Source organism: Aeromonas sp. BIGb0405, assembly GCF_024807335.1.
GTDB classification, from domain to species: domain Bacteria; phylum Pseudomonadota; class Gammaproteobacteria; order Enterobacterales; family Aeromonadaceae; genus Aeromonas; species Aeromonas rivuli.
In genome coordinates this window covers 796,461-818,643 of sequence record NZ_JANUEP010000002.1, presented here as the reverse complement: position 1 = coordinate 818,643, position 22,183 = coordinate 796,461, and the positions used below count along the sequence as shown (strand labels likewise).

The following is a 22,183-nucleotide window of genomic DNA, read 5'->3' as shown; positions in this document are numbered from 1 at the left end:
GCTGGAGGTATCGTTCGCCCCCTGGATGGTAATGGTCAGCTTGGCGATAGCCTCATCGCCATCGGCATCCTTCATGGTGTACCAGACGTCATAGCTCTGGTTGAAGGCCGATGTCAGCGCCTGGGTCGCCGGACGGCTGTTGTCCAGCGCATAGGTCCAGCTGCCATCGCCGTTTTGCACGAAGTTGCCGTAGGTCGTCAGCGCGGTGACTGCCGCACTGTTGTTATGCCCGGTCGCACTCCAGCCCACGAACACCGCCGGGTTGTCTGCACCAGAGAGGTCGTTGCCCAGCACGTTGCCGTTCAGGCTCGCCACCACGTCTTCGGTCACGGTGCCGCCGACATTGTCGTTGGCCTTAGGCGCGTCGTCTTCGACATGGATCAGGAAGTTCCCGGCCAAGGTGCCACTGCCGCCGCTGGCCTGCAGGATGCTGGTGAAATCGAGCGTCAGCAGTTCATTGTCGTCACCGTTACCCAGTGGGTGATCCAGCGACTTGACCAAGTTGAATTGATAGCTGCCATTTGAACCGACCTGGAGTGTGAACACCGTCGTCCCATTGGCCGTGGCAGTTAGGGTATCGCCCACTACCGTATAGACCAGTGCCACGCCACCCGAACTGGCCGGGGTCACGCCACTGGTATTGTTGCCCAGGCTGATGGTCGCGGAATTGTCCGGACCCACGATCAGCGGTGCGACGCTGCCACTGACGATGTTGGTGACACTGTCGCCGTCGGTGATGCCATTTGGCAGTTCATCCTCATCGACATAGCCTTCCACCGCGCCCACGTCTTCGACATAGAGGTGCAGGGTCGCCGTGGCCGGATCGCCGTCCTTGTCGATGATGGTGTATTGGAAGTCCTCGGTGAGATCACCATTCACATTGGCGGGCGCCTGATAACTCCATGCCCCGGTGGAGAAATTGAAGCTCAGCTTGCCTCCAGCCGGGGTGGTAACGGCTGTCAGCTGCTGATCGCCATCGAGCACCCCATCCCAGCTGTAAGTGGTCGCGCCGATTTTGATGGACTGGATATAGCCCGGGCCATCCGCACCATAGGCATCATCATCCCCACCGCCAACGACAGTGTTGGTGCCGTTGAGCACATTGCCTTGCACCAGACCACCAATGACCTGATTGAGCAGGGTATCGACCAGATCGCCGAAGTTGTTCACTCGCAGTGGGGTATTGTTCGGCCCCGCATCCACGTCGATATCTTGCAGACGGGCATCGATGATGCCATTACCGATACCTATGGTGGTGACAGTGATACCGTTGTTATCGACGAAATTATTCCAGCTGGTTGCTACAGGGCTGGTAAGCGACGTGCCGCCAGGACCAGTTTGTTCGTTGGGGTTGCCATCGCTGATGAAGACCACCTGATTGTTCCACCCCGAGATCGGGGTATAGGAAGCAATGGTCTCCTGGATGGCATCGGTAAAGTCGGTATCACCGTTGAATGGGCGAACACCACCGGGTTCCTGCGGGTTCAATGAGTTCACCAGATTAGTGAACGCAGTGATATTGTCGGTTGGCAGGTAAGCAATGGAATCGCCGGAGAATGCAACGATCTGGATCTTGACCTGACCACCAGAGGTGTTGAACAACGCCTGCCCTGCAGTACGCACCGCATCGAGCATGGCGTTCAGTTCGTTATTATCGATACTGCCGCTGAAATCGAGCACGAACACCATATTGATGTTTTGGGACTGCCCGGACAGCACGGTAGCATAGTCATCTTGCGCTACCGGAATATCGTCTTGCACATCAATGGTGAATGAACCTTTCGTAAAGCCTGGAACCCGATCACCATCCCCATCGGTGGCGACCAGCACCCCCGAGAAGTCGATAGGCACTGGCAGCAGTTCATTATCCCCATTGGGCAACCCTTCCTTGACGGGATGATCCAGCGGCCCCTTCAGGGTGAAGGAGTAATCACCATCGGCAGCCACCGTCAGGGTAAAGATGACTGTCCCGCCGGCGGAGGCTGTCAGCACATTGCCCGCCACGTTGTAACTCAACGCCACACCGCCGCTGCTCAGTCCTTGTGAGACCAGCGAGCTGACGTTATTCGACAGGCTGAATACGCCAGGACCATCGGCGCCAAACTCTACCAAGGTATTCAGAGTGCCCGAGGTGTCACTGGCCGTAGTGGTCTGCCCCGGCCCTTCATGATTGCCCTCATGAGGAGCACCGCCAGCCAAGGTCAAGGCATCCTCCTGGACAGCACCATGCACTGTGGGACCTTGTCCATTACCAGACTGCACCGGGCCATCATCTTCGAAGCGGAACACTCCGCCAGTACCCAGATCGACACTGGCCTTGGCGCTGTCGCCGTCGGCATCGGTGACGGTCTGCACCAGGGTCAGCACACCGCTGGTCAGGGTCAGGCTGACGCTGTCATCGTGGCTGCCGGTATTGCCGTGCCAGACATTGTCCAGCAGCGCCAGGGTCACGGCGCCCGTGGCCGGATCTATGGTGAGGGTGAAATAGTTCACCCCGTTGGCGCTGCCGGTGATGACATTGCCCACTTGGTTGAGCACTATCTGCGCTCCCTGGCCGTTGGCCGCCAGCGGATCGACCGCGTAGAGGCCGCTCGCCACATTGCCGCCATTGAGGGCCAGGCTGTAACCAATGTTGCCCGCCCCGTCCGCGCCGAACGCATGGTTGAACTGGGCTTGCACCGTGACCGCCGCCAGGGTCGCGCTGGCGATACCATCACCGCCCACGCCACCCAGCGCCGGCAGGCTCTCGTCCACTTTCACCGCGCCCAGGCTGGGCGACTGAGCGCTCACCCCCGCCGTCGGGCCATCATCTTCGAAGCGGAACACGCCGCCAGTACCCAGATCGACACTGGCCTTGGCGCTGTCGCCGTCGGCATCGGTGACGGTCTGCACCAAGGTCAGCACACCGCTGGTCAGGGTCAGGCTGACGCTGTCATCATGGCTACCGGTATTGCCGTGCCAGACATTGTCCAGCAGCGCCAGGGTCACGGCGCCCGTGGCCGGATCTATGGTGAGGGTGAAATAGCTCACCCCGTTGGCGCTGCCGGTGATGACATTGCCCACTTGGTTAAGCAGGATCTGGGTGCCCTGGCCGTTGGCCGCCAGCGGATCGGCCGCATAGAGGCCGCTCGCCACATTGCCGCCATTGAGGGCCAGGCTGTAACCAATGTTGCCCGCCCCATCCGCACCGAAGGCATGGTTGAACTGGGCTTGCACCGTGACCGCCGCCAGGGTCGCGCTGGCGATACCATCACCGCCCACGCCACCCAGCGCCGGCAGGCTCTCGTCAACCTTCACCGCGCCCAGGCTGGGCGCCTGAGTGCTCACCCCCGCCGTCGGGCCATCATCCTCGAAGCGGAATACGCCGCCAGTACCCAGATCAACACTGGCCTTGGCGCTGTCGCCGTCGGCATCGGTGACGGTCTGCACCAGGGTCAGCACACCGCTGGTCAGGGTCAGGCTGACGCTGTCATCGTGGCTGCCGGTATTGCCGTGCCAGACATTGTCCAGCAGGTTCAGGGTCACGGCGCCAGTCACCGGATCTATGGTCAGCGTGAAGTAGTTCACCCCGTTGGCACTGCCGGTGATGACATTGCCCACTTGGTTGAGCACTATCTGCGCGCCCTGGCCATTGGCGGCCAGCGGATCGACCGCATAGAGGCCGCTCGCCACGTTGCCGCCATTGAGGGCCAGGCTATAACCAATGTTGCCCGCGCCATCTGCGCCGAAGGCATGGTTGAACTGGGCTTGCACCGTGACCGCCGCCAGGGTCGCGCTGGCGATGCCGTCACCGCCCACGCCGCCCAGCGCCGGCAGACTCTCATCCACCTTCACCGCGCCCAGGCTGGGCGCCTGAGTGCTTACCCCCGCCGTCGGGCCATCATCTTCGAAGCGGAATACGCCGCCAGTACCCAGATCGACACTGGCCTTGGCACTGTCGCCGTCGGCATCGGTGACGGTCTGCACCAGGGTCAGCACACCGCTGGTCAGGGTCAAGCTGACGCTGTCATCGTGGCTGCCGGTATTGCCGTGCCAGACATTGTCCAGCAGGTTCAGGGTCACGGCGCCCGTGGCCGGATCTATGGTGAGGGTGAAGTAGTTCACCCCGTTGGCACTGCCGGTGATGACATTGCCCACTTGGTTAAGCAGGATCTGGGTGCCCTGGCCGTTGGCCGCCAGCGGATCGACCGCATAGAGGCCGCTCGCCACATTGCCGCCATTGAGGGCCAGGCTGTAACCAATGTTGCCCGCGCCATCCGCGCCGAACGCATGGTTGAACTGGGCCTGCACCGTGACCGCCGCCAGGGTCGCGCTGGCGATGCCGTCACCGCCCACGCCGCCCAGCGCCGGCAGACTCTCATCCACCTTCACCGCGCCCAGGCTGGGCGCCTGAGTGCTCACCCCCGCCGTCGGGCCATCATCTTCGAAGCGGAATACGCCGCCAGTACCCAGATCGACACTGGCCTTGGCACTGTCGCCGTCGGCATCGGTGACGGTCTGCACCAAGGTCAGCACACCGCTGGTCAGGGTCAGGCTGACGCTGTCATCATGGCTGCCGGTATTGCCGTGCCAGACATTGTCCAGCAGCGCCAGGGTCACGGCGCCAGTGGCCGGATCTATGGTCAGCGTGAAGTAGTTCACCCCGTTGGCACTGCCGGTGATGACATTGCCCACCTGGTTGAGCAGGATCTGGGTGCCCTGGCCATTGGCGGCCAGCGGGTCAACCGCATAGAGGCCGCTCGCCACGTTGCCGCCATTGAGGGCCAGGCTGTAACCAATGTTGCCCGCGCCATCCGCGCCGAAGGCATGGTTGAACTGGGCTTGCACCGTGACCGCCGCCAGGGTCGCGCTGGCGATGCCGTCACCGCCCACCCCACCCAGCGCCGGCAGACTCTCATCCACCTTCACCGACCCCAGACTCGGGGCCTCACCGGCCAGTCCTGCGGTCGGGCCATCGTCCTCGAAGCGGAACGTCCCGTTGACGCCCAGATCGACACTGGCCTTGGCGTTGTCGCCATCGGCATCGGTGACGGTCTGCACCAGGGTCAGCACACCACTGGTCAGGGTCAGGCTGACGCTGTCATCATGGCTACCGGTATTGCCGTGCCAGACATTGTCCAGCAGTGCCAGGGTCACCGCGCCAGTCGCCGGATCTATGGTGAGGGTGAAATAGCTCACCCCGTTGGCGCTGCCGGTGATGACATTGCCCACTTGGTTAAGCAGGATCTGGGCGCCCTGGCCGTTGGCCGCCAGCGGATCGACCGCATAGAGGCCGCTCGCCACATTGCCGCCATTGAGGGCCAGGCTGTAACCAATGTTGCCCGCGCCATCCGCGCCGAAGGCATGGTTGAACTGGGCTTGCACCGTGACCGCCGCCAGGGTCGCGCTGGCGATGCCGTCACCGCCCACCCCACCCAGCGCCGGCAGACTCTCATCCACCTTCACCGACCCCAGACTCGGGGCCTCACCGGCCAGTCCTGCGGTCGGGCCATCGTCCTCGAAGCGGAACGTCCCGTTGACGCCCAGATCGACACTGGCCTTGGCGTTGTCGCCATCGGCATCGGTGACGGTCTGCACCAGGGTCAGCACACCACTGGTCAGGGTCAGGCTGACGCTGTCATCATGGCTACCGGTATCGCCGTGCCAGACATTGTCCAGCAGCGCCAGGGTCACGGCGCCAGTGGCCGGATCTATGGTCAGCGTGAAGTAGTTCACCCCGTTGGCACTGCCGGTGATGACATTGCCCACTTGGTTGAGCACTATCTGCGCACCCTGGCCGTTGGCCGCCAGCGGATCGACCGCATAGAGGCCGCTCGCCACATTGCCGCCATTGAGGGCCAGGCTGTAACCAATGTTGCCCGCGCCATCCGCGCCGAAGGCATGAGTGAACTGTGACTGTACGGCAACACCACTCAACACTGCACTTGCAATACCATCGCTACCAGCTCCCCCCAAGGCGGGCAGGCTTTCATCCACCACCACGAAACCTGGGCGCTGGAATTCGACTGCCAAGCCCGAGGCCGGGCCATCGTCCTCGAAGCGGAACGTCCCGTTGACACCCAGATCGATGCTGGCCTTGGCGCTGTCGCCATCGGCATCGGTGACGGTCTGCACCAGGGTCAGCACGCCGCTGTTCAGGGTCAGGCTGACGCTGTCATCCGGGTTGCTGGTATCGCCGTGCCAGACATTGTCCAGCAGCGCCAGGGTCACGGCGCCAGTGGCCGGATCGATGGTGAGGGTGAAGTAGTTCACCCCGTTGGCACTGCCGGTGATGACATTGCCCACCTGGTTAAGCAGGATCTGGGCGCCCTGGCCGTTGGCCGCCAGCGAGTCGACCGCATAGAGGCCGCTCGCCACATTGCCGCCACTGAGGACCAGGCTGTACCCAATGTTGCCCGCGCCATCCGCGCCGAAGGCATGGCTGAACTGGGCCTGCACCGTAGCCGCCGCCAGGGTCGCGCTGGCGATGCCGTCGCTGTCAGCGCCACCCAATACAGGCAAACTCTCATCCACGCTGACCACACCCAGCTCACCAGAGCCGGGGATAAGACGCACGCTGGGCACATCGTCCAGTATCACCACATCCAGGCTGGCACTGGTGCTGTCACCATCGTTATCGGTCAGCACAACGTTGAAGCTTTCAGTCAGCGCGGTGTCATTGGCTGGCTGAGTGTGGGTTTCGTTGTCGTTCAGGGTGTAGCTGTAATTGACTGTCCCGGCACCGGTTACAGGGTTGTAAGTGATGCCGGTCACCAGTAATTGATTGCCTGAAGGACTGGGGATCACCTGTGGGAAATTGGTGATGACCTGGCCATTGCTGATGAGCACCACCCCCCCCAGACTCAAGACCTGGACACCATCGACTGCATTGAAGGTGAAAGACCCCCCTTTGGTCAGCACCGTTGCATCAGGTGCACTGCCATCCGCCAAGGCGGCTTCATTCAAGACAAGCTCCCCTCCTTCCACTTGCAGCCCACCCAGAGCCACCGGGTCATCCACTGGGGAGATGGTGATGGTCAGGACCGACGGGTTGGTATCAGCGCCATCGGTCACGATGTAATTGGCAGGGGGAACAGGACCGGAATAGTTGAGAGCGGGGGTAAATGTATAGGAGCCATCGGCATTGATGATCAATGTGCCGATCCCCGCCAAGGTGGATGCGACGCCGGTCGGTATGCCGATGTTATTTCCCCAGCTATAAGAGACTATCGAGGCATCAGAAGGTCCATCGGGATTATTGGTATTGAGCAGCAGATTGCCGCTGATGGCCTGATTTTCCTGGGTAACTGCAGATTCATCCTGGTCATCGAGCTGATTGTCAGGCAAGAGATCGTCTTCTTGAAGACGATCGACAAAGGGTTCTGCACTGTGGTCTGTATCGAACCCAGCCTGAGCGATGGTGGCATCACCCGTGCGCGCTATGGTCACAAAGCCGCCATTGCCACTGGCACCTGCAACACCGCCTATTCCGCCACCACCTCCTGCCGCTGGCGCCCCCCCGGCTGCAGAAGCTTCAAAACTCTTGGTCGGATCGACCCCTTCCAGGATGGATTGTTGCAATGCGGCTATGTCATTGGGATCGAGAGGTTTGTCGGTTCCATCCGGTTTGGCCTCATCAAGGGCTTTGTCCGCTGCATCGGTTGGAACCTGGGCTTCGGGCGCAGCCGATGATCCCTGGGCCAGAGCGGTGGCCTCTTCGGGGGTGAGGAGTGCCAACTTGGCATCGTCAGCCAGTGTCAGTTTGGTGCCGGGTGAGAGCGTCTCACCCGCTTGCAATGGACGCGTACTGCCATCAGCATTGACGACGAGGATTTCCCCTTCCATTGAGGCGACGACGACAGTCTTATCGATCATTTGGGTACGCATAGCCTTGACTCCAACACTGAGGGTTTCGATGTATAAACCCTATGTGCGAAGTACGGGGACGTCCGTTGCAAAAATGTACTGGATTGGCATCCCAAGAGAGACACTCATGAACCAAATCGAACGCTGGCCACTTATCCTCTTAAAACAACATATTAGGTAGTGCCTCAAAAGAGGCCTTATCATCACACGAGATAAGGTTAACTAATGGTTACATTGAAAGGTGATAAAAAAGGGCGCCACTTGGGCGCCCTTTTCATATTATTTTTGGCTCAAATGAGGAATGCCGGGTGTACAAAACCCTGATAACCGTCGATATGCAGACCAGATAGCAGCTCAACTTGCTGCTCATTCTCTACCCGGGTAGCAATGGTCAAAACGCCGGCATTGTGCGCGGCACGGCATACTGCAGCCAGGAAGGAGGTATCCGCCCCCGGCTCCATGACCTGGCTGGTATAGCCATGGTCAACTTTGACATAGCTAGGAGCCATCTGTTCCAGATAGCCAAGGGATTGGAAGTGGCGACCATAATGATCCACACCCCACTGGTAACCATGCTCGCGCACCACGGCCACCAGTGCTTCAACCTGAGCTTGATGCTTCAGGATGGCCCCTTCCGGGATCTCGAACAGTAATCTGTCTTTCAACTCAGGATTGCGGCCCAAGAAGTCACCGAGCCAGAGCAGGAACTCATCCGAACAGATGGCCCCGGAGGTAATATTCACGGCAAGTACCAATTCGGCGTCTTGTTGTAGCAGGGGCACCGTGGCCGTGAGTATCGCCTGATCAAACTCGCTGCCGAGTTTGAACTGCTCGATAGCCGGCAGGAACTGACCCGCAAAATAGTCACTGCCATCGCGATGAATGGCGGCAAACAGTTCGGCGTGAAGCCTTGTCCCATTGTCAAAACGACAGGCAGGTTGTGCCTTGAAACGCCACAGTTGACGATTAATTGCATCTTCCACCAGATCCCGCCAGGCCAGGCGCCCCATCATGCCTTGATTATTGCCCCCTTCCATCACCACGGCGCCCCGTCGCTCGTTGCGCGCCCGGCCCAGGGCATTATCCGCCTTGGTCAGCAAGCTGGAGAGATCGTCCTGACTGTCTCGCCCGGCGATGCCGATCACCGACAGCGCATCCGCTTCACCCATAGGGTTGACCACCAGGTCGGCGATACGACTGTTGATCCGCTCGGCCAGCTCCTGCAAGGTGTCCAGATCGTTGGTCGGGCAGAGCAATGCGTACTCGGTAGCCGAGATGCGGGCAATGGCGGCCCCATCCCACCCACTCAGTTCATCATTAAGGCTCTGGGCAATGGACTTGACCATGTTGTCCCGCGCGGCAAAACCCTCGTCCCGATAGATGTCATCGAGCATATCGACCGCCACCAGCATGACGCCCCCCTGTCCCGCCTCGGCGATCCAAGCATTGACCTGACCGACGAAATAGGCGCGGTTGCCCAAACCGGAAACCGCATCCAGATAGACTCTCTCGCGCAGATTCTCAGCTTCCTGTGCCTGCTCCTTGAACTGAGCAGCCAACTTGCCAGACAGGGTATTGATGGCTTGCACCACCTGCTTTAGCTCCAGGGTACGCGGCTCGGGGATCTCATGACCAAAATGGTGTTGCTCTATCTCAATTGCCTGTTCACGGATCTGATCCAGCGGCTTGAGGAGATAACTGAGGGCACGCATCAGCAGCAATGTGGTGATGAGAAAGCCGACAACAAACCAGCTCGCCAGGTTGGTCATCCCTTGCCAGAGTTCGTAATAGGCCTGACCGCTATGACCGACCACCTTGAGCTTGCCAAGCTGTAACCAGCCTGACGTCAAAATGGACTCATTAGATATCTCTGGGAACAGATCCAGCTCCATGAACCATGCGGGAACCCCATCAACATGATGAGTATTCTCCTGCTCTATCACATCCTGGGAGGCCAAGAGATCGAGCCGGACCAAGCGATAGTAGCCGCCATCAAACACCGCCTTGATGACCGACTCGGCACTCACCTTGTCGCCATTCTCGAGATAGGGAGTCAATGCCAGTCCGAGGGCCGTTGCGGTGTTGATCACTGTCGTCTCTTGCTGCTGAGCAAGATAGGTGCGGGTCGAATTGAACTGAACCCAATAAGTTACGGCAAACAGAGCCCCGAACAGCAACAACATGGTGGCCAGTAACTGTCGATATAGCGTCATAGGTTAATCATCCAAATTCACCACAGGTCGAGCCAATCGCCCTGAAGTCATGCGATTGCGTAAATCATTCCATAATCCCAAACGTGAAGACTGGCCGGCCAATTCCCCCTGGCCACGTGCCTTCATCAACCACAAGTGACGACCATTGAAGCTGTAGATAGGCAGCAGATCCTTACGTGCAGTCGCCGGACGCAGAGCCCCAATAAGATTGTCGAGAATGAGGGGGACGGATGAAGGGGTTTCATAGTAGGCAACAACCATATGAAACTGGTTGTAGTCCAAGGCTTTGACGTACACCATCCGCATCTTCTCATCGTCGATGCCAAGCTCCAGCAGGGTAAAATACTTGGCAATGCTGAAATCCTCGCAATCTCCCCCTGCCGCCCCCAAAAACTCGAGAGGGCTGGCCCAGTAATCCTTCCTGCGCCACAACTTGCTGTCGTCTACAAAATGCAGCTGATTGAAAAAGCTGTTCACTCTCTCTAGCTTCTGTCGCTCCGACCAGCCTGCAGCCTGCGCCTGCAAGGTAAGCAACCGCCAGCTCGCCGTGCGTTTGCCTGCTCGCTCACCATAGGTGTCCTGCGCTCGCTTTATCATGGCCAGATCGGCATCCGTCAGCGGCTGACTCGCCGCCAGCAAGAGAGGAAGCAGGGCCAGCCCACACCAGAGCAAGTGTCGTCCCCGGCGGTGAAACAGGCCGAGCCACTGCCCGATTCGCCACAATGTCACATCCCTTCCCTACTCAGCTGAGCCAACAAATCATCAGGTGCAAGATACTGGATATAAGGGCGTCAGACTGCAAGCCCGATGTGGGGTGTGACGGCACTGGTATTGTCGTCACACCCAAGCCCAACAGCAGCAGTCCGCTACCTTAGTTTTTGGCTTGCCATTCGGCGGGTTGTTGCACCTGCATGGCACTGAGCAAGCTGCCAGTGGCATTGAGGATGCGGTAGTCGGCCAGCAGGGAGTCATACTCCGCGTTGATGTAACTGCGACGGGCTTCAAACAGCTCGTTTTCGGTGTTCAACACGTCCAACAAGGTACGCTGACCCAAGCCGAACTGCTTCTTGTACGCCTGCACAGTGTCATAACTCGCATCTACGTGTTGTTGCAGGTAGATTTTTTGCTGATCCAGCGACTGCTTGGCATTCCAGGCCAGACGGGTACCCTCTTCAACCTGGCGGAAAGCATTCAGATGAATGTCTTTCGCCTGAGAATAGAGCGCAGAAGTCGCCTTGCTTTCGGCCAGATCTGAACCACCACGGAACAGGTTGTAGCGCATCCGCACCATAGCGGTCAGATCGTCGTTACGTCCCTTGACAGCATCGATGTCCTCATTCCAGTTCTGATCCACCTCGATGGCGACATTGGGATAGAAGCCAGACTTGGCACCTTCATTCTGGTACTTGGCCGCTTCAATATCTTGCAGGGAGGAGAGCAAGGTTGGATGCACCTCGGTGGCCGTCTTGAGCGCCGTTTCGATGGACGCAGGCATCAGGCTGGCATCCGGTACTGGCTGCACCAGATCCTTGGGCATCTCATTGACCACACGCACGTACTCACTCTCGGCGTCCCGATAGTTGTTCTCCGCCGCCGCCTGGTTTGAATAGGCGCGTGCGACCCGGCCCTCGATCTGGGTCTGGTCTGCTGTTGAGCCCAATCCTGAGTCGGTTCGTTTGCTGATGTCGCTGCGGATCTGCTCATGGGTCGCCAGGTTGTCTTTGGACAACTCCAGTATCTCCTGCTGACGCAGCATATTGAGATACACCTCGGCCGTGCGCAGCGCCGTGTTCTCGGCTTCCGAGATCATGGCCAGGCGCTGGGCGCTCGCTTCTGCTTTGGTACGAGCCACGTTGCTGCTGACATCGAAACCGTCAAACAGCATCTGGCGCAGACTGAGGCCAGCCTCTTTGCGGGTCATGGAGTCATCGACACCAGGGCCCCCCAGACGAGTAGCTGGACTGTCGGTATTCTCATACCCCACCCCGGCTCTCAGATCTATGGTGGGGTAATAGCCGCCCTTGGCACCATCATGCTGATACATGCGGGCCTGATAGAGATCAAATGCCTCCTTGATCTTGGGATGAGTCGCCAACGCCTGAGCAACGGATTGCTCCAGCGTTTCGGCCTGAACCAGGCCAGGAAGTAATACAGCGCCACTTACAAGCATGGCAACAATCGTCTTTTTCATAATATCTCCAGTCATATGCTTTTATTGATTGTTGGCTTATCGTTCCCTCAGTGCCGACTGTTTGGCCCGCAATATCGGTTTTAGCAAATAGTCTAGAACACTCTTTTTACCAGTGATGATATCTGCACTGGCTAACATACCGGGGATGATGGGTAATGCATTTGTTTCATCGCCCAGAAAGCTTTTATCCGTCCTGACTCGTACCAGATAGAAGGAGTTACCTTCCTCATCTTGAATAGAGTCGGCACTTATTTGTTCTACCTTGCCATGTAAGCCCCCATAGATGGTGAAATCATAGGCAGTGAATTTCACCACGGCTTCCAATCCGGGTCGCAAAAAAGCAATATCCTTGGGCGACACCTTGGCTTCAACTAAGAGTGTATCCTCAAGTGGCACTATCTCCATCAAATCCATGCCTGGCTGGACCACACCACCCAAGGTATTGATCTTCAGCTTTTTGATGGTGCCTTTAAGAGGTGCAACCACGCTGGTTCTGTCGACGCGATCTCGCAGCCCCACCTGGCCTGCGGAGAGCTGACCCAATTTACCCTGACGCTCATTCAATTCAGTCTGGGCATCGGCTCGGAATTTCAGTGCGATATCATTGCGCTTGGAGATGGCTTCCCGCAATGCGGAGTTTAGTTTGGGAATTACCAGGCGATTACTCTCCAGCTCACCCTGCATTTCGTTTACCTGGCGTTCCAGTTTGATCAATTCAACCTGAGGTACTATCCCCTCTTTCGCCAATGGGCGGCTGATATTCAATTCTTGGCGAGCAAGATCCACACTGCGGCCCACGGTACGTATTTTCGAGTTGAGTTCGATTAGCTCCTGCTCTTTTTGCTCTATCTGTTGTCCCAGGATATAGAGCTGATTCTGAAGGTTGTTGAGCCGATCATTTTGCACCGACACCTCACGGGCCGCATATTCGGCAAATACATTCTCATAACCTTCCGGGAAATCGATGGCCTGTTTGTCAATCGCCACCTGCTCGCGCCAACTCACGTTAGCCTCGCTTTTGACGACCACGCTGCGGATCTCCGCTCGCAGGCGAGCGATGTCGCCCTTTAGGGTGACCAGCTCCTGCTCGCGCTCACGAAAGTCGGAGCGAAACCGGGTGTCATCGATGCGCAACAAGGTCTGGCCCTTCTCGACGATGTCGCCCTCCTTGACGAAGATCTCTTTGACAATCCCCCCCTCCAGGTTCTGGATCACCTGCAATTGGCGGGATGGGATCACCTTGCCCTGTCCCACGGTCACCTCGTCGAGCTTGGCCCATGCGGCCCAGATCAGGGCGCTCATAAAGAAGAGGAAACAGCACCAGAGTAGCACTCGTGCCCGGGTTGGTGTACTGAGCAATACGGCGGCGGCCCCATCATCCACGAAGGCCAGATGCTCCTGGGCGGGCAACACATCCTTCTTAAGCATTAGATGCCTCCTGAACCCGTACCTTGCCTTCTTTGAGCTGTTGCAACACCTGAACCTTGGGACCGTCCGCCACTATTTTGCCTTGCTCGATAACGATCACCCGATTGACCACATCCAGCATCAATGTTTTGTGGGTAATGACAATCAGGGTAGTCTCAGAGCCGAGCCTGGCCAGCTCCTGCTTGACCTGTTGCTCGGACTGGTTGTCCATGTTGGAGGTCGGCTCATCCATCACCAGTATGGGAGGGTCATTGAGCAGCGCCCGAGCCAGCAAAATAGCCTGGCGCTGACCACCGGATAGCTGACGCCCCCCCTCACCAATCTGGCGATCCAGACCGTTGGGATCCCGATTGGTGAAGTTGGTCACCCCGGCTCGCTTGGCGGCGCGCAACACCCTGGCATCATCCACCAGAGGATTGCCCAGCATGATGTTGTCACGCACCGAGCCAAAGAAGAGCGTCACATCCTGGGGCACGCAACCTATGTTACGGCGCACCGCGGCAGGGGCCAGCTGATCGAGATCGAAACCATCCAGACGCACCGAACCATCGGTCGGGCGATATAACCCCATCAGTAACTTTTCAAGCGTGGTCTTGCCCGCCCCGATCCGACCTATGATTGCCACCTTCTCGCCCGGTTCAATCTTGAGACTGATGTCGTGCAAGGTGCTGGTCTCCATGCCCGGGTATTTGAAGGTAACATTCTCGAATTCGATGCGCCCCTCCACCACGGGGTGGTGAATGTACTGCCGCCCCTCCTCCTGCTCACCCGGGGTGCTCATGATCCCCTCTAGGATGGTCAACGCAGAGCGGGCCTGGTTATAGCGGGTGGCGAGCACGGAGAGCTGCACCATGGGCGCGATGGCACGACTCGACAGCATGACGGCCGCTATCATGCCGCCCATGGTGACCAGGCCATCCGAGATCTGGTAAACACCGACAATCACCAGTCCGACCGTCACCACCTGCTGGATGTAACTCGCCAGGGATGACATGGAGTTGGTGATACGGCGGGTCTGTACCCCCCAGGTGGATATGTGGGAAACCGCCTGTTCCCAGCGATGCTGGAACATGCTTTCGGCCCCGAAGATCTTGACGGTTTCAAGACCCGCGATGCTCTCCACCAGGTTGGCGTTTTTCTGGGAGGCGAGCCGTGAGCCCTCCTCAATCGACTGTTTGAGGGAGCCCTGTATATAGAAGCTGTAGGCCAGCAGGATCAGCATGGCAACGATGGGCACCACCACCATGACCCCGGCAAACATCCAGATCACCACCAGGAAGAAGATGGCAAATGGCAGATCGATCAGGGTTGAGACAGTGGCCGATGTGAAGAACTCCCGCACCGACTCAAACTCCTGCAAATGTTTGGCAAAGGCACCGGTAGACGCGGGTCTCGACTCCATTCGCATCCCCATCACCTTGGCAAAAATCTTGGCCGACAGCAGCACATCCGACTTCTTGCCGGCAATATCGATAAAGTAGCTGCGCAACTGGCGCATCACAAAATCGAAGGTAAACACCACCACGGCGCCCACCGCTAGCACCCAGAGGGAATCGAAGGCAAGGTTGGGTACTATTTTGTCATAGACGTTCATGGTGAACAGAGGGCTGGCCACCGCAAACAAATTGATCAGAATGGAGGCCACCAGGACATCGCGATAGATGCCCCGCGACTCCAGCAGGGTACTCCAGAACCAGTGACCATCGCGGGTCTCCAGCACTTTGGGGGAGCGTTCGTCGAAGCGAAACTGCTTCTTGACGAAAAAGAGCCGCCCCAGATACGCATCGCCGAGTTGAGCTGCCGTTAGCCACTCGGCCGCATCGCCTGCCTGAGGAAAAATAACCTTGGCCTGACTGCGATCCTCGTTCCACTCCAGCAAGATGCAGGCACCGCCATCGCGGGTCTGCAAAATACAGGGCAACAGCAGTGAGGATATTTGTTCGAGAGGTTGCAGCACCTCCCGGGCAGAGAGGCCAGCACGTTCTGCGGCGCGGCTGAGCAGCGCCGTGGTCAACCGACCGGACACCAGTGGCAGCCCAGTGGTCAACGCATCCTTGCTATTGGGAACGCCATAGAAGCGGGTCAGGAAGACCAGGCATTCCAACAGCTCATCGATATGGTCGGTTTCTGCTTGCATAAAATCCTGTTCGATAAATAGGCTGGGGGTCAACCTTGCTTATCCATGCTCAGCGCCAAAACGCCGTTTACCTGAGGCGTCTGGTTGTGATGATAAGCACAAAGATACTCACATGATACCCAATAAAAACACGTAATCCCTAATAAGAGACATGCCATCGTGCGCTGTGGCCCATGTCACCTCTATCACGATAAGGCACCAAACAGGTCACCTCAAGGTTCGGTGCTACATCGGCCTGATAACATTGAATGCGTGGCCTGACAGATATCTCCGAACGGCGCACCTTAACAGCTTAACGACCTGAGAACTATAGAACAGAGTCTGATTTTCATCTAATAACCCACTGTTTTTTTTGCTAAATTTGATAGGTTAGTCAGCTATTGGCTATCGAGTAGAAAGGGGGTTCCCAACCGATGGCCCTGAGGACCGCTCTCAGACAAGCCTGCTGCAATCAGACTCATGGCTGTCCAGCGATTCTCGCACCAGTCCGGAGCCAGCAGGGTCGGTTTACGGGCCGAGGCAGAGACCCTGTGATAGACCACCTCCGGCGGCGTGTGCTGGATCATGGCGACCGCCGCCGCCACATATTCTGCCAGCGTCGGCACCACCAGCCTCCCTGCCAGCCAGGCTTTGCCCAGGGTGCTGCCAGTCACCACATGCAGAGGGTGCAACTTGATCCCCTCGACCCCGGTCTCGACGACTCGTTGCAGGGTCTGCACACTATCCATCGCCTGTTCACCCGGCAAGCCGACAATGAGATGCGTGCACACCTTGATACCACGCACCTGGGCACGGCGCACCGCATCGGCATAAGCCCCATAGCCGTGGCCACGATTGATCCGCCTGAGTGTCTCGTCATTGGCGCTTTGCAGCCCCAACTCCAGCCACACCTCATAACCCTGGGACTGATAACCGGCCAGCAGATCGAGTACGGCATCCGGCACGCAATCAGGCCGGGTGCCGACACACAAGCCCACCATGTCGCTCACCGAGAGCGCCTCTTCGTACATCTGCTTCAGATAGGCCACCTCGGCATAGGTGCTGGTATAGGCCTGAAAATAGGCGAGATAGCGCCGCGCTCGCGTCACTTCCTCACGCCGGGCCTTGAGTTGAGCCATCACCGAGAGCTGCTGGGCCGACTCATCGGCGAAGGAGGAGACATTGCAGAAGGTGCAGCCCCCACGCCCCAGGGTGCCGTCCCGATTCGGACAGCTGAAGGCACCATGAATGGAGAGTTTGTGGATCTTCTCACCATGGCGGCGCTTGAGATCCTGCCCCAGGGTATTGACCATTTCATGTAACTGCATGACAACTCCCGATAAAAAGCGAAATTGTACAGGCTGGGTTGGCCATCATGCTGAGCTGGATCAAGAGTCAGCCCGGTGTAAAAACATATAAATATTCATCCTGAACCGAATAAATATCTCCAACCGAGACTTTATCCCGTTCGGTGCTGCCGTCATGCTGGCAACAGTGAACCTCAGGTGATGAGAATAAATTCCACTAAGCTTTTGTTTATAAAAACAAATAAATCGGTATCTCGGTGGGAAGTAAAAGCAAGTCGCACAACAGAGAAATGTGATCGAACTCATTCACTGATTGCGCAGCTTGGTAAGATTACTACAAGAGGGTCTGGTCGCTACCTCAACTGACAAAGTGCAATATTTAGATATATAACGCTGGTATATCAACAAAAAGCAAACCAATACACCAAAACACCCCCCACATATCAATACGCAACCACATTTTGTTATGTGGATGTAACAAGTAAAACATCTGACTTGTCCAATTGACCTAGTGCAAAATTCCCATTAGTTTGGAGATTCGCCACTTCAGGCAGACGGAACCACAAGAGCCAATCGCAATTTATGCAGTTTGCGAATCAAGGCCGAGCAAGGGAGATATGCAATGTCACTATATGATCCAAAGCTGGAGAGGGATAACTGTGGCTTCGGCCTGTTGGCCCACATGGAAGGGGAAGCCAGCCACAAGCTTGTCCGTCTCGCGATGTCAGCATTGGCTCGCATGCAACACCGCGGCGGTATCTCCGCCGATGGCAAGACCGGCGATGGCTGCGGCCTGCTGCTGCAAAAACCCGACAGCTTCTTTAGAGCCGTGGCCGAGGAGAAGGGTTGGCATCTGGGTCGCAAGTATGCGGTCGGCATGCTGTTCCTCAACCCGGACCCCGTGTTGGCCCAGCAAGCCCGTGACATCATCAACGAAGAGCTCGAGCGGGAAACCCTGAGCCTGGTCGGCTGGCGTCAGGTGCCTATTGATACCCATGTCCTCGGCCCCATTGCCAAGGCGTCCCTGCCCAGCATAGAGCAAGTCTTCGTCAACGCCCCTCCCGGCTGGGTCGACAAGGATCTCGAGCGCCGCCTCTATATAGTGCGTCGCCGCATCGAGAAGCGGATCAGCGATGACTACTTCTACGTGGTCAGCCTCTCCAATCTGGTCACCGTCTACAAAGGGCTCTGCATGCCCGTGGACCTGCCGCATTTCTACCTGGATCTCGCCGACATCCGTCTGCAGTCAGCCATCTGCGTCTTCCACCAGCGCTTCTCCACCAACACCAGCCCGCGCTGGCCGCTGGCGCAGCCGTTCCGTTATCTCGCCCACAACGGCGAGATCAACACCATCGCCGGCAACCGCCAGTGGGCCAAGGCGCGCAGCTACAAGTTCGCCACCCCGCTCATTCCGGATCTGCAAGAGGCCGCCCCCTTCGTCAACACCACCGGATCGGACTCCTCCAGCCTGGACAACATGCTGGATCTCTTCCTGGCCGGTGGCATGGATCTGTTCCGCGCCATGCGCCTGCTGATCCCGCCTGCATGGCAGAAGCACCCCAACATGGATGAGGACTTGCGGGCCTTCTACGACTTCAACTCCATGCACATGGAGCCCTGGGACGGCCCGGCCGGTATCGTCATGACCGACGGCCGCTACGCGACCTGCGCCCTGGACCGTAACGGCCTGCGCCCTGCCCGTTATGTCATCACCAAGGACAAGTTCATCACCCTCGCCTCCGAAGTGGGCACCTGGGACTACACCCCGGACGAGGTGCTGGAGAAGGGCCGGGTTGGCCCGGGTGAGCTGTTCGTCATCGACACCAGCAATGGCAAGGTGTGGACCAGCTTCGAGATCGATGACGATCTCAAGAGCCGCCACACCTACAAGCAGTGGATGACAGATCACTGCAAGCGCCTCATCCCCTTCGAGCAGATGGACGACGCCAACACCGGCGCCCGCGAGCTGGACGACGATCAGCTCAAGACCTATCAGAAGCTGTTTGGCTACTCCTATGAGGAGCTGGATCAGATCATTCGCGTGCTCGGCGAAAACGGCCAGGAGGCGGTGGGCTCCATGGGCGACGATACCCCCATGGCGGTGCTCTCCTCCCGTCAACGCACGCTCTATGATTACTTCCGCCAGATGTTTGCCCAGGTGACCAACCCGCCCATCGATCCCCTGCGGGAAAATCATGTCATGTCCCTGGCGACCTGCATCGGCAGCGAGCAGAACGTCTTCAACGAGACCTTTGGTCACGCCCATCGGGTGCTGTTCCAGTCTCCTATCCTGCTCTACTCCGACTTCCATCAGCTGCTGGCCCTGGAAGGGGATCACTATCGCCACACCCTGATCGACCTCAACTTTGCCCCAAGCGAAGGGCTGGAGGCCGCGGTGCAGCGCATCTGCCAGGAGGCAGAGACTGCCGCCCGTGCCGGTACCGTGCTGCTGGTACTCTCGGACAGAAACATCAGTGCCGATACCCTGCCTATCCCGGCCGCCATGGCGGTGGGCGCGGTGCAACGCACCCTGGTTGACAACAACCTGCGCTGTGACGCCAACATCCTGGTAGAAACCGCCAGCTGCCGCGACCCGCACCACTTCGCCGTGCTGCTCGGCTTTGGCGCAACTGCCGTCTACCCCTATCTCGCCTACGAGACCCTGGCCAAGCAGCTGGAAGAGGGCGTGCTCAAGATGAGCCTGCGCCAGGCCATGCTCAACTACCGTAATGGCATCAACAAGGGCCTCTACAAGGTGATGTCCAAGATGGGCATCAGCACCATCGCCAGCTACCGCTGCTCCCAGCTGTTCGAGGCGGTAGGTCTGTCCAAGTCCATCGTCGAGACCTGCTTCCGCGGCGTGTCCAGCCGGATCCAGGGTGCAGACTTTGACGATATCCAGCAGGATCAGCACAATCTGGCCCGTACCGCCTGGCTCAAGCGCAAGCCCCTCAACCAGGGCGGCCTGCTCAAGTACGTCCACGGCGAGGAGTACCACACCTATAACCCGGACGTGGTGCAGACCCTGCAAACCGCGGTGCGCTCCGGCGAATACAGCGACTACCTGCACTATGCCCGGCTGGTCAACGAGCGGCCGGTGGCGACCCTGCGCGACCTTATCGGGGTCAAGCAAGGCCAGCAGGCCATCTCCATCGACGAGGTAGAGCCGGCCACCAATCTCTTCAAGCGCTTCGACTCTGCCGCCATGTCCATCGGCGCCCTCGGCCCTGAGGCTCACGAAGCCCTGGCGATTGCCATGAACCGCCTCGGCGGTCAGAGCAACTCGGGGGAAGGCGGTGAAGATCCCAAGCGTTTTGGCACCGAGAAGAACTCGCGCATCAAGCAAGTTGCCTCGGGCCGCTTCGGCGTCACCCCCCACTATCTGATGAATGCGGATGTGGTGCAGATCAAGGTGGCCCAGGGCGCCAAGCCCGGCGAAGGCGGCCAGCTGCCCGGGGACAAGGTGACAGCCCAGATAGCCCAGTTGCGCTATTCGGTGCCTGGCGTGACGCTCATCTCGCCGCCGCCCCACCATGACATCTACTCCATCGAGGACTTGGCCCAGCTCATCTTCGACATCAAGCAGATCAATCCGGGCTGCCTGGTCTCGGTGAAACTAGTCTCCGAACCCGGAGTGGGCACCATCGCCTGCGGCGTGGCCAAAGCCTATGCCGACTTCATCACCATCTCCGGTTATGACGGCGGCACAGGGGCCAGCCCCATCACCTCGGTCAAGTATGCCGGCTCCCCCTGGGAACTGGGCCTGGCCGAGACCCAACAAGCCCTGGTCGCCAACGGCCTGCGCCACAAGGTGCGGTTGCAGGTGGATGGCGGTCTCAAAACGGGTCTGGACATCATCAAGGCGGCCATCCTCGGCGCCGAGAGCTTCGGCTTCGGTACCGGCCCCATGGTGGCGCTCGGTTGCAAATACCTGCGTATCTGCCACCTGAACAACTGCGCCACCGGCGTGGCCACCCAGGATGAGAAACTGCGTCGCGACCACTTCACCGGTCTGCCGGAGATGGCGATGAACTACTTCAGGTTCGTGGCTCAGGAGACCCGTGAGTTGATGGCCGGTTTGGGTATCAGCCAGCTGACCGACCTCATCGGCCGCACCGAGCTGCTCGAAGCCCTGCCCGGCCTCACCGCCCGCCAGGCCAAGCTGGATCTCTCCGGCATCCTGGCCAAGCCGGTGGCGGTGGCGGGTTCCAGCCTGTTCTGCCAACAACACAACCCCACCTTCGACAAGGGGCCGCTCAACCTGCGCATGGTCGAGGACCTGCTCGAGGCGGTGGAAACCAAGAGCGGCGGCGAGTATCGCTACGACATCCGCAACACAGACCGCTCCATCGGTGCGCGCCTGTCCGGTGAAATTGTCACCCGTCACGGTAACCAGGGCATGGCCAGCGATCCGGTACGCGTACACTTCAACGGCACCGCAGGCCAGAGCTTCGGCGTCTGGAACGCCGGCGGTCTGGAGCTGATCCTGACCGGTGACGCCAATGACTACGTGGGCAAGGGCATGACCGGCGGCAAGCTGGTGGTCAAACCCCATGTCGGCGTGTCGTTCAAGTCCCATGAGGCGGCCATCATCGGCAACACCTGCCTCTATGGTGCCACCGGCGGCAAACTCTATGCGGCAGGTACCGCAGGCGAGCGCTTTGCGGTGCGTAACTCCGGAGCCCTGGCGGTGGTCGAGGGCATTGGCGACAACGGCTGCGAATACATGACAGGCGGCATAGTGACCGTCCTCGGTGAAACCGGGGTCAACTTCGCGGCGGGCATGACCGGCGGCTTCGCCTACGTGCTCGATAGCGATGGTCACTTTACCAAGCGTACCAACCCCGAACTGGTGGAACTGCTGGAAGTGGCAGACCTTGCCATTCATCAGGAACACCTGCGCGGCATCATTACCGAACATCTGAACGAAACCGGCAGCTCACGCGCCGAGGAAATTTTGGCCAACTTTGATTCCTATGTGCCGAAGTTCAAGCTGATCAAGCCCAAGTCTAGTGACGTCAAGGCACTGTTGGGCCACACCAGTCGTTCCAGTGCAGAACTCAGAATCCAGGCGCAGTAAGGA

At 58.7% G+C, this 22,183-nt stretch carries 8 protein-coding genes; 1 reads left to right on the top strand and 7 read right to left on the bottom strand.

Going from position 1 to position 22,183, the window contains the following annotated elements; genetic code table 11:
• The 7 genes from M2366_RS08490 to M2366_RS08460 form a co-directional block, all read right to left on the bottom strand.
• A partial coding sequence (locus M2366_RS08490) for a retention module-containing protein (RefSeq protein ID WP_259269438.1) occupies positions 1-7,866 on the bottom strand: 7,866 nt, incomplete at its 3' end.
• Positions 7,867-8,135: 269 nt separating this feature from the next.
• Entirely contained in the window at positions 8,136-10,058 is a 1,923-nt protein-coding gene (locus M2366_RS08485) for an EAL domain-containing protein (protein ID WP_259269437.1), read from the bottom strand.
• Positions 10,059-10,061: 3 nt separating this feature from the next.
• Positions 10,062-10,781, bottom strand: a complete 720-nt coding sequence (locus M2366_RS08480; protein WP_042043572.1) for a transglutaminase-like cysteine peptidase — start codon at positions 10,779-10,781, stop codon at positions 10,062-10,064.
• A 148-nt stretch (positions 10,782-10,929) separates the two neighbouring features.
• Entirely contained in the window at positions 10,930-12,249 is a 1,320-nt protein-coding gene (locus M2366_RS08475; protein ID WP_005907529.1) for a TolC family outer membrane protein, read from the bottom strand.
• Between the two features lie 36 nt (positions 12,250-12,285).
• The gene (locus M2366_RS08470) at positions 12,286-13,677 is read right to left on the bottom strand and encodes an HlyD family type I secretion periplasmic adaptor subunit (RefSeq protein WP_042043570.1); all 1,392 of its coding nucleotides are present in this window, start codon (positions 13,675-13,677) and stop codon (positions 12,286-12,288) included.
• The gene (locus M2366_RS08465) at positions 13,670-15,814 is read right to left on the bottom strand and encodes a type I secretion system permease/ATPase (RefSeq protein ID WP_042043603.1); all 2,145 of its coding nucleotides are present in this window, start codon (positions 15,812-15,814) and stop codon (positions 13,670-13,672) included. The genes M2366_RS08470 and M2366_RS08465 overlap by 8 nt, the downstream gene beginning before the upstream one ends.
• A gap of 377 nt (positions 15,815-16,191) precedes the next feature.
• Complete coding sequence (locus M2366_RS08460; RefSeq protein WP_224430715.1) at positions 16,192-17,121, bottom strand: TIGR01212 family radical SAM protein; 930 nt, start codon at positions 17,119-17,121, stop codon at positions 16,192-16,194.
• Positions 17,122-17,722: 601 nt separating this feature from the next.
• On the opposite strand from M2366_RS08460, the gene gltB reads away from it, so the two are divergent.
• Positions 17,723-22,180 (top strand): glutamate synthase large subunit, encoded by a 4,458-nt coding sequence (gltB, locus tag M2366_RS08455; RefSeq protein WP_224430716.1) that lies wholly within the window; start codon positions 17,723-17,725, stop codon positions 22,178-22,180.
• Positions 22,181-22,183 lie beyond the last annotated feature (3 nt).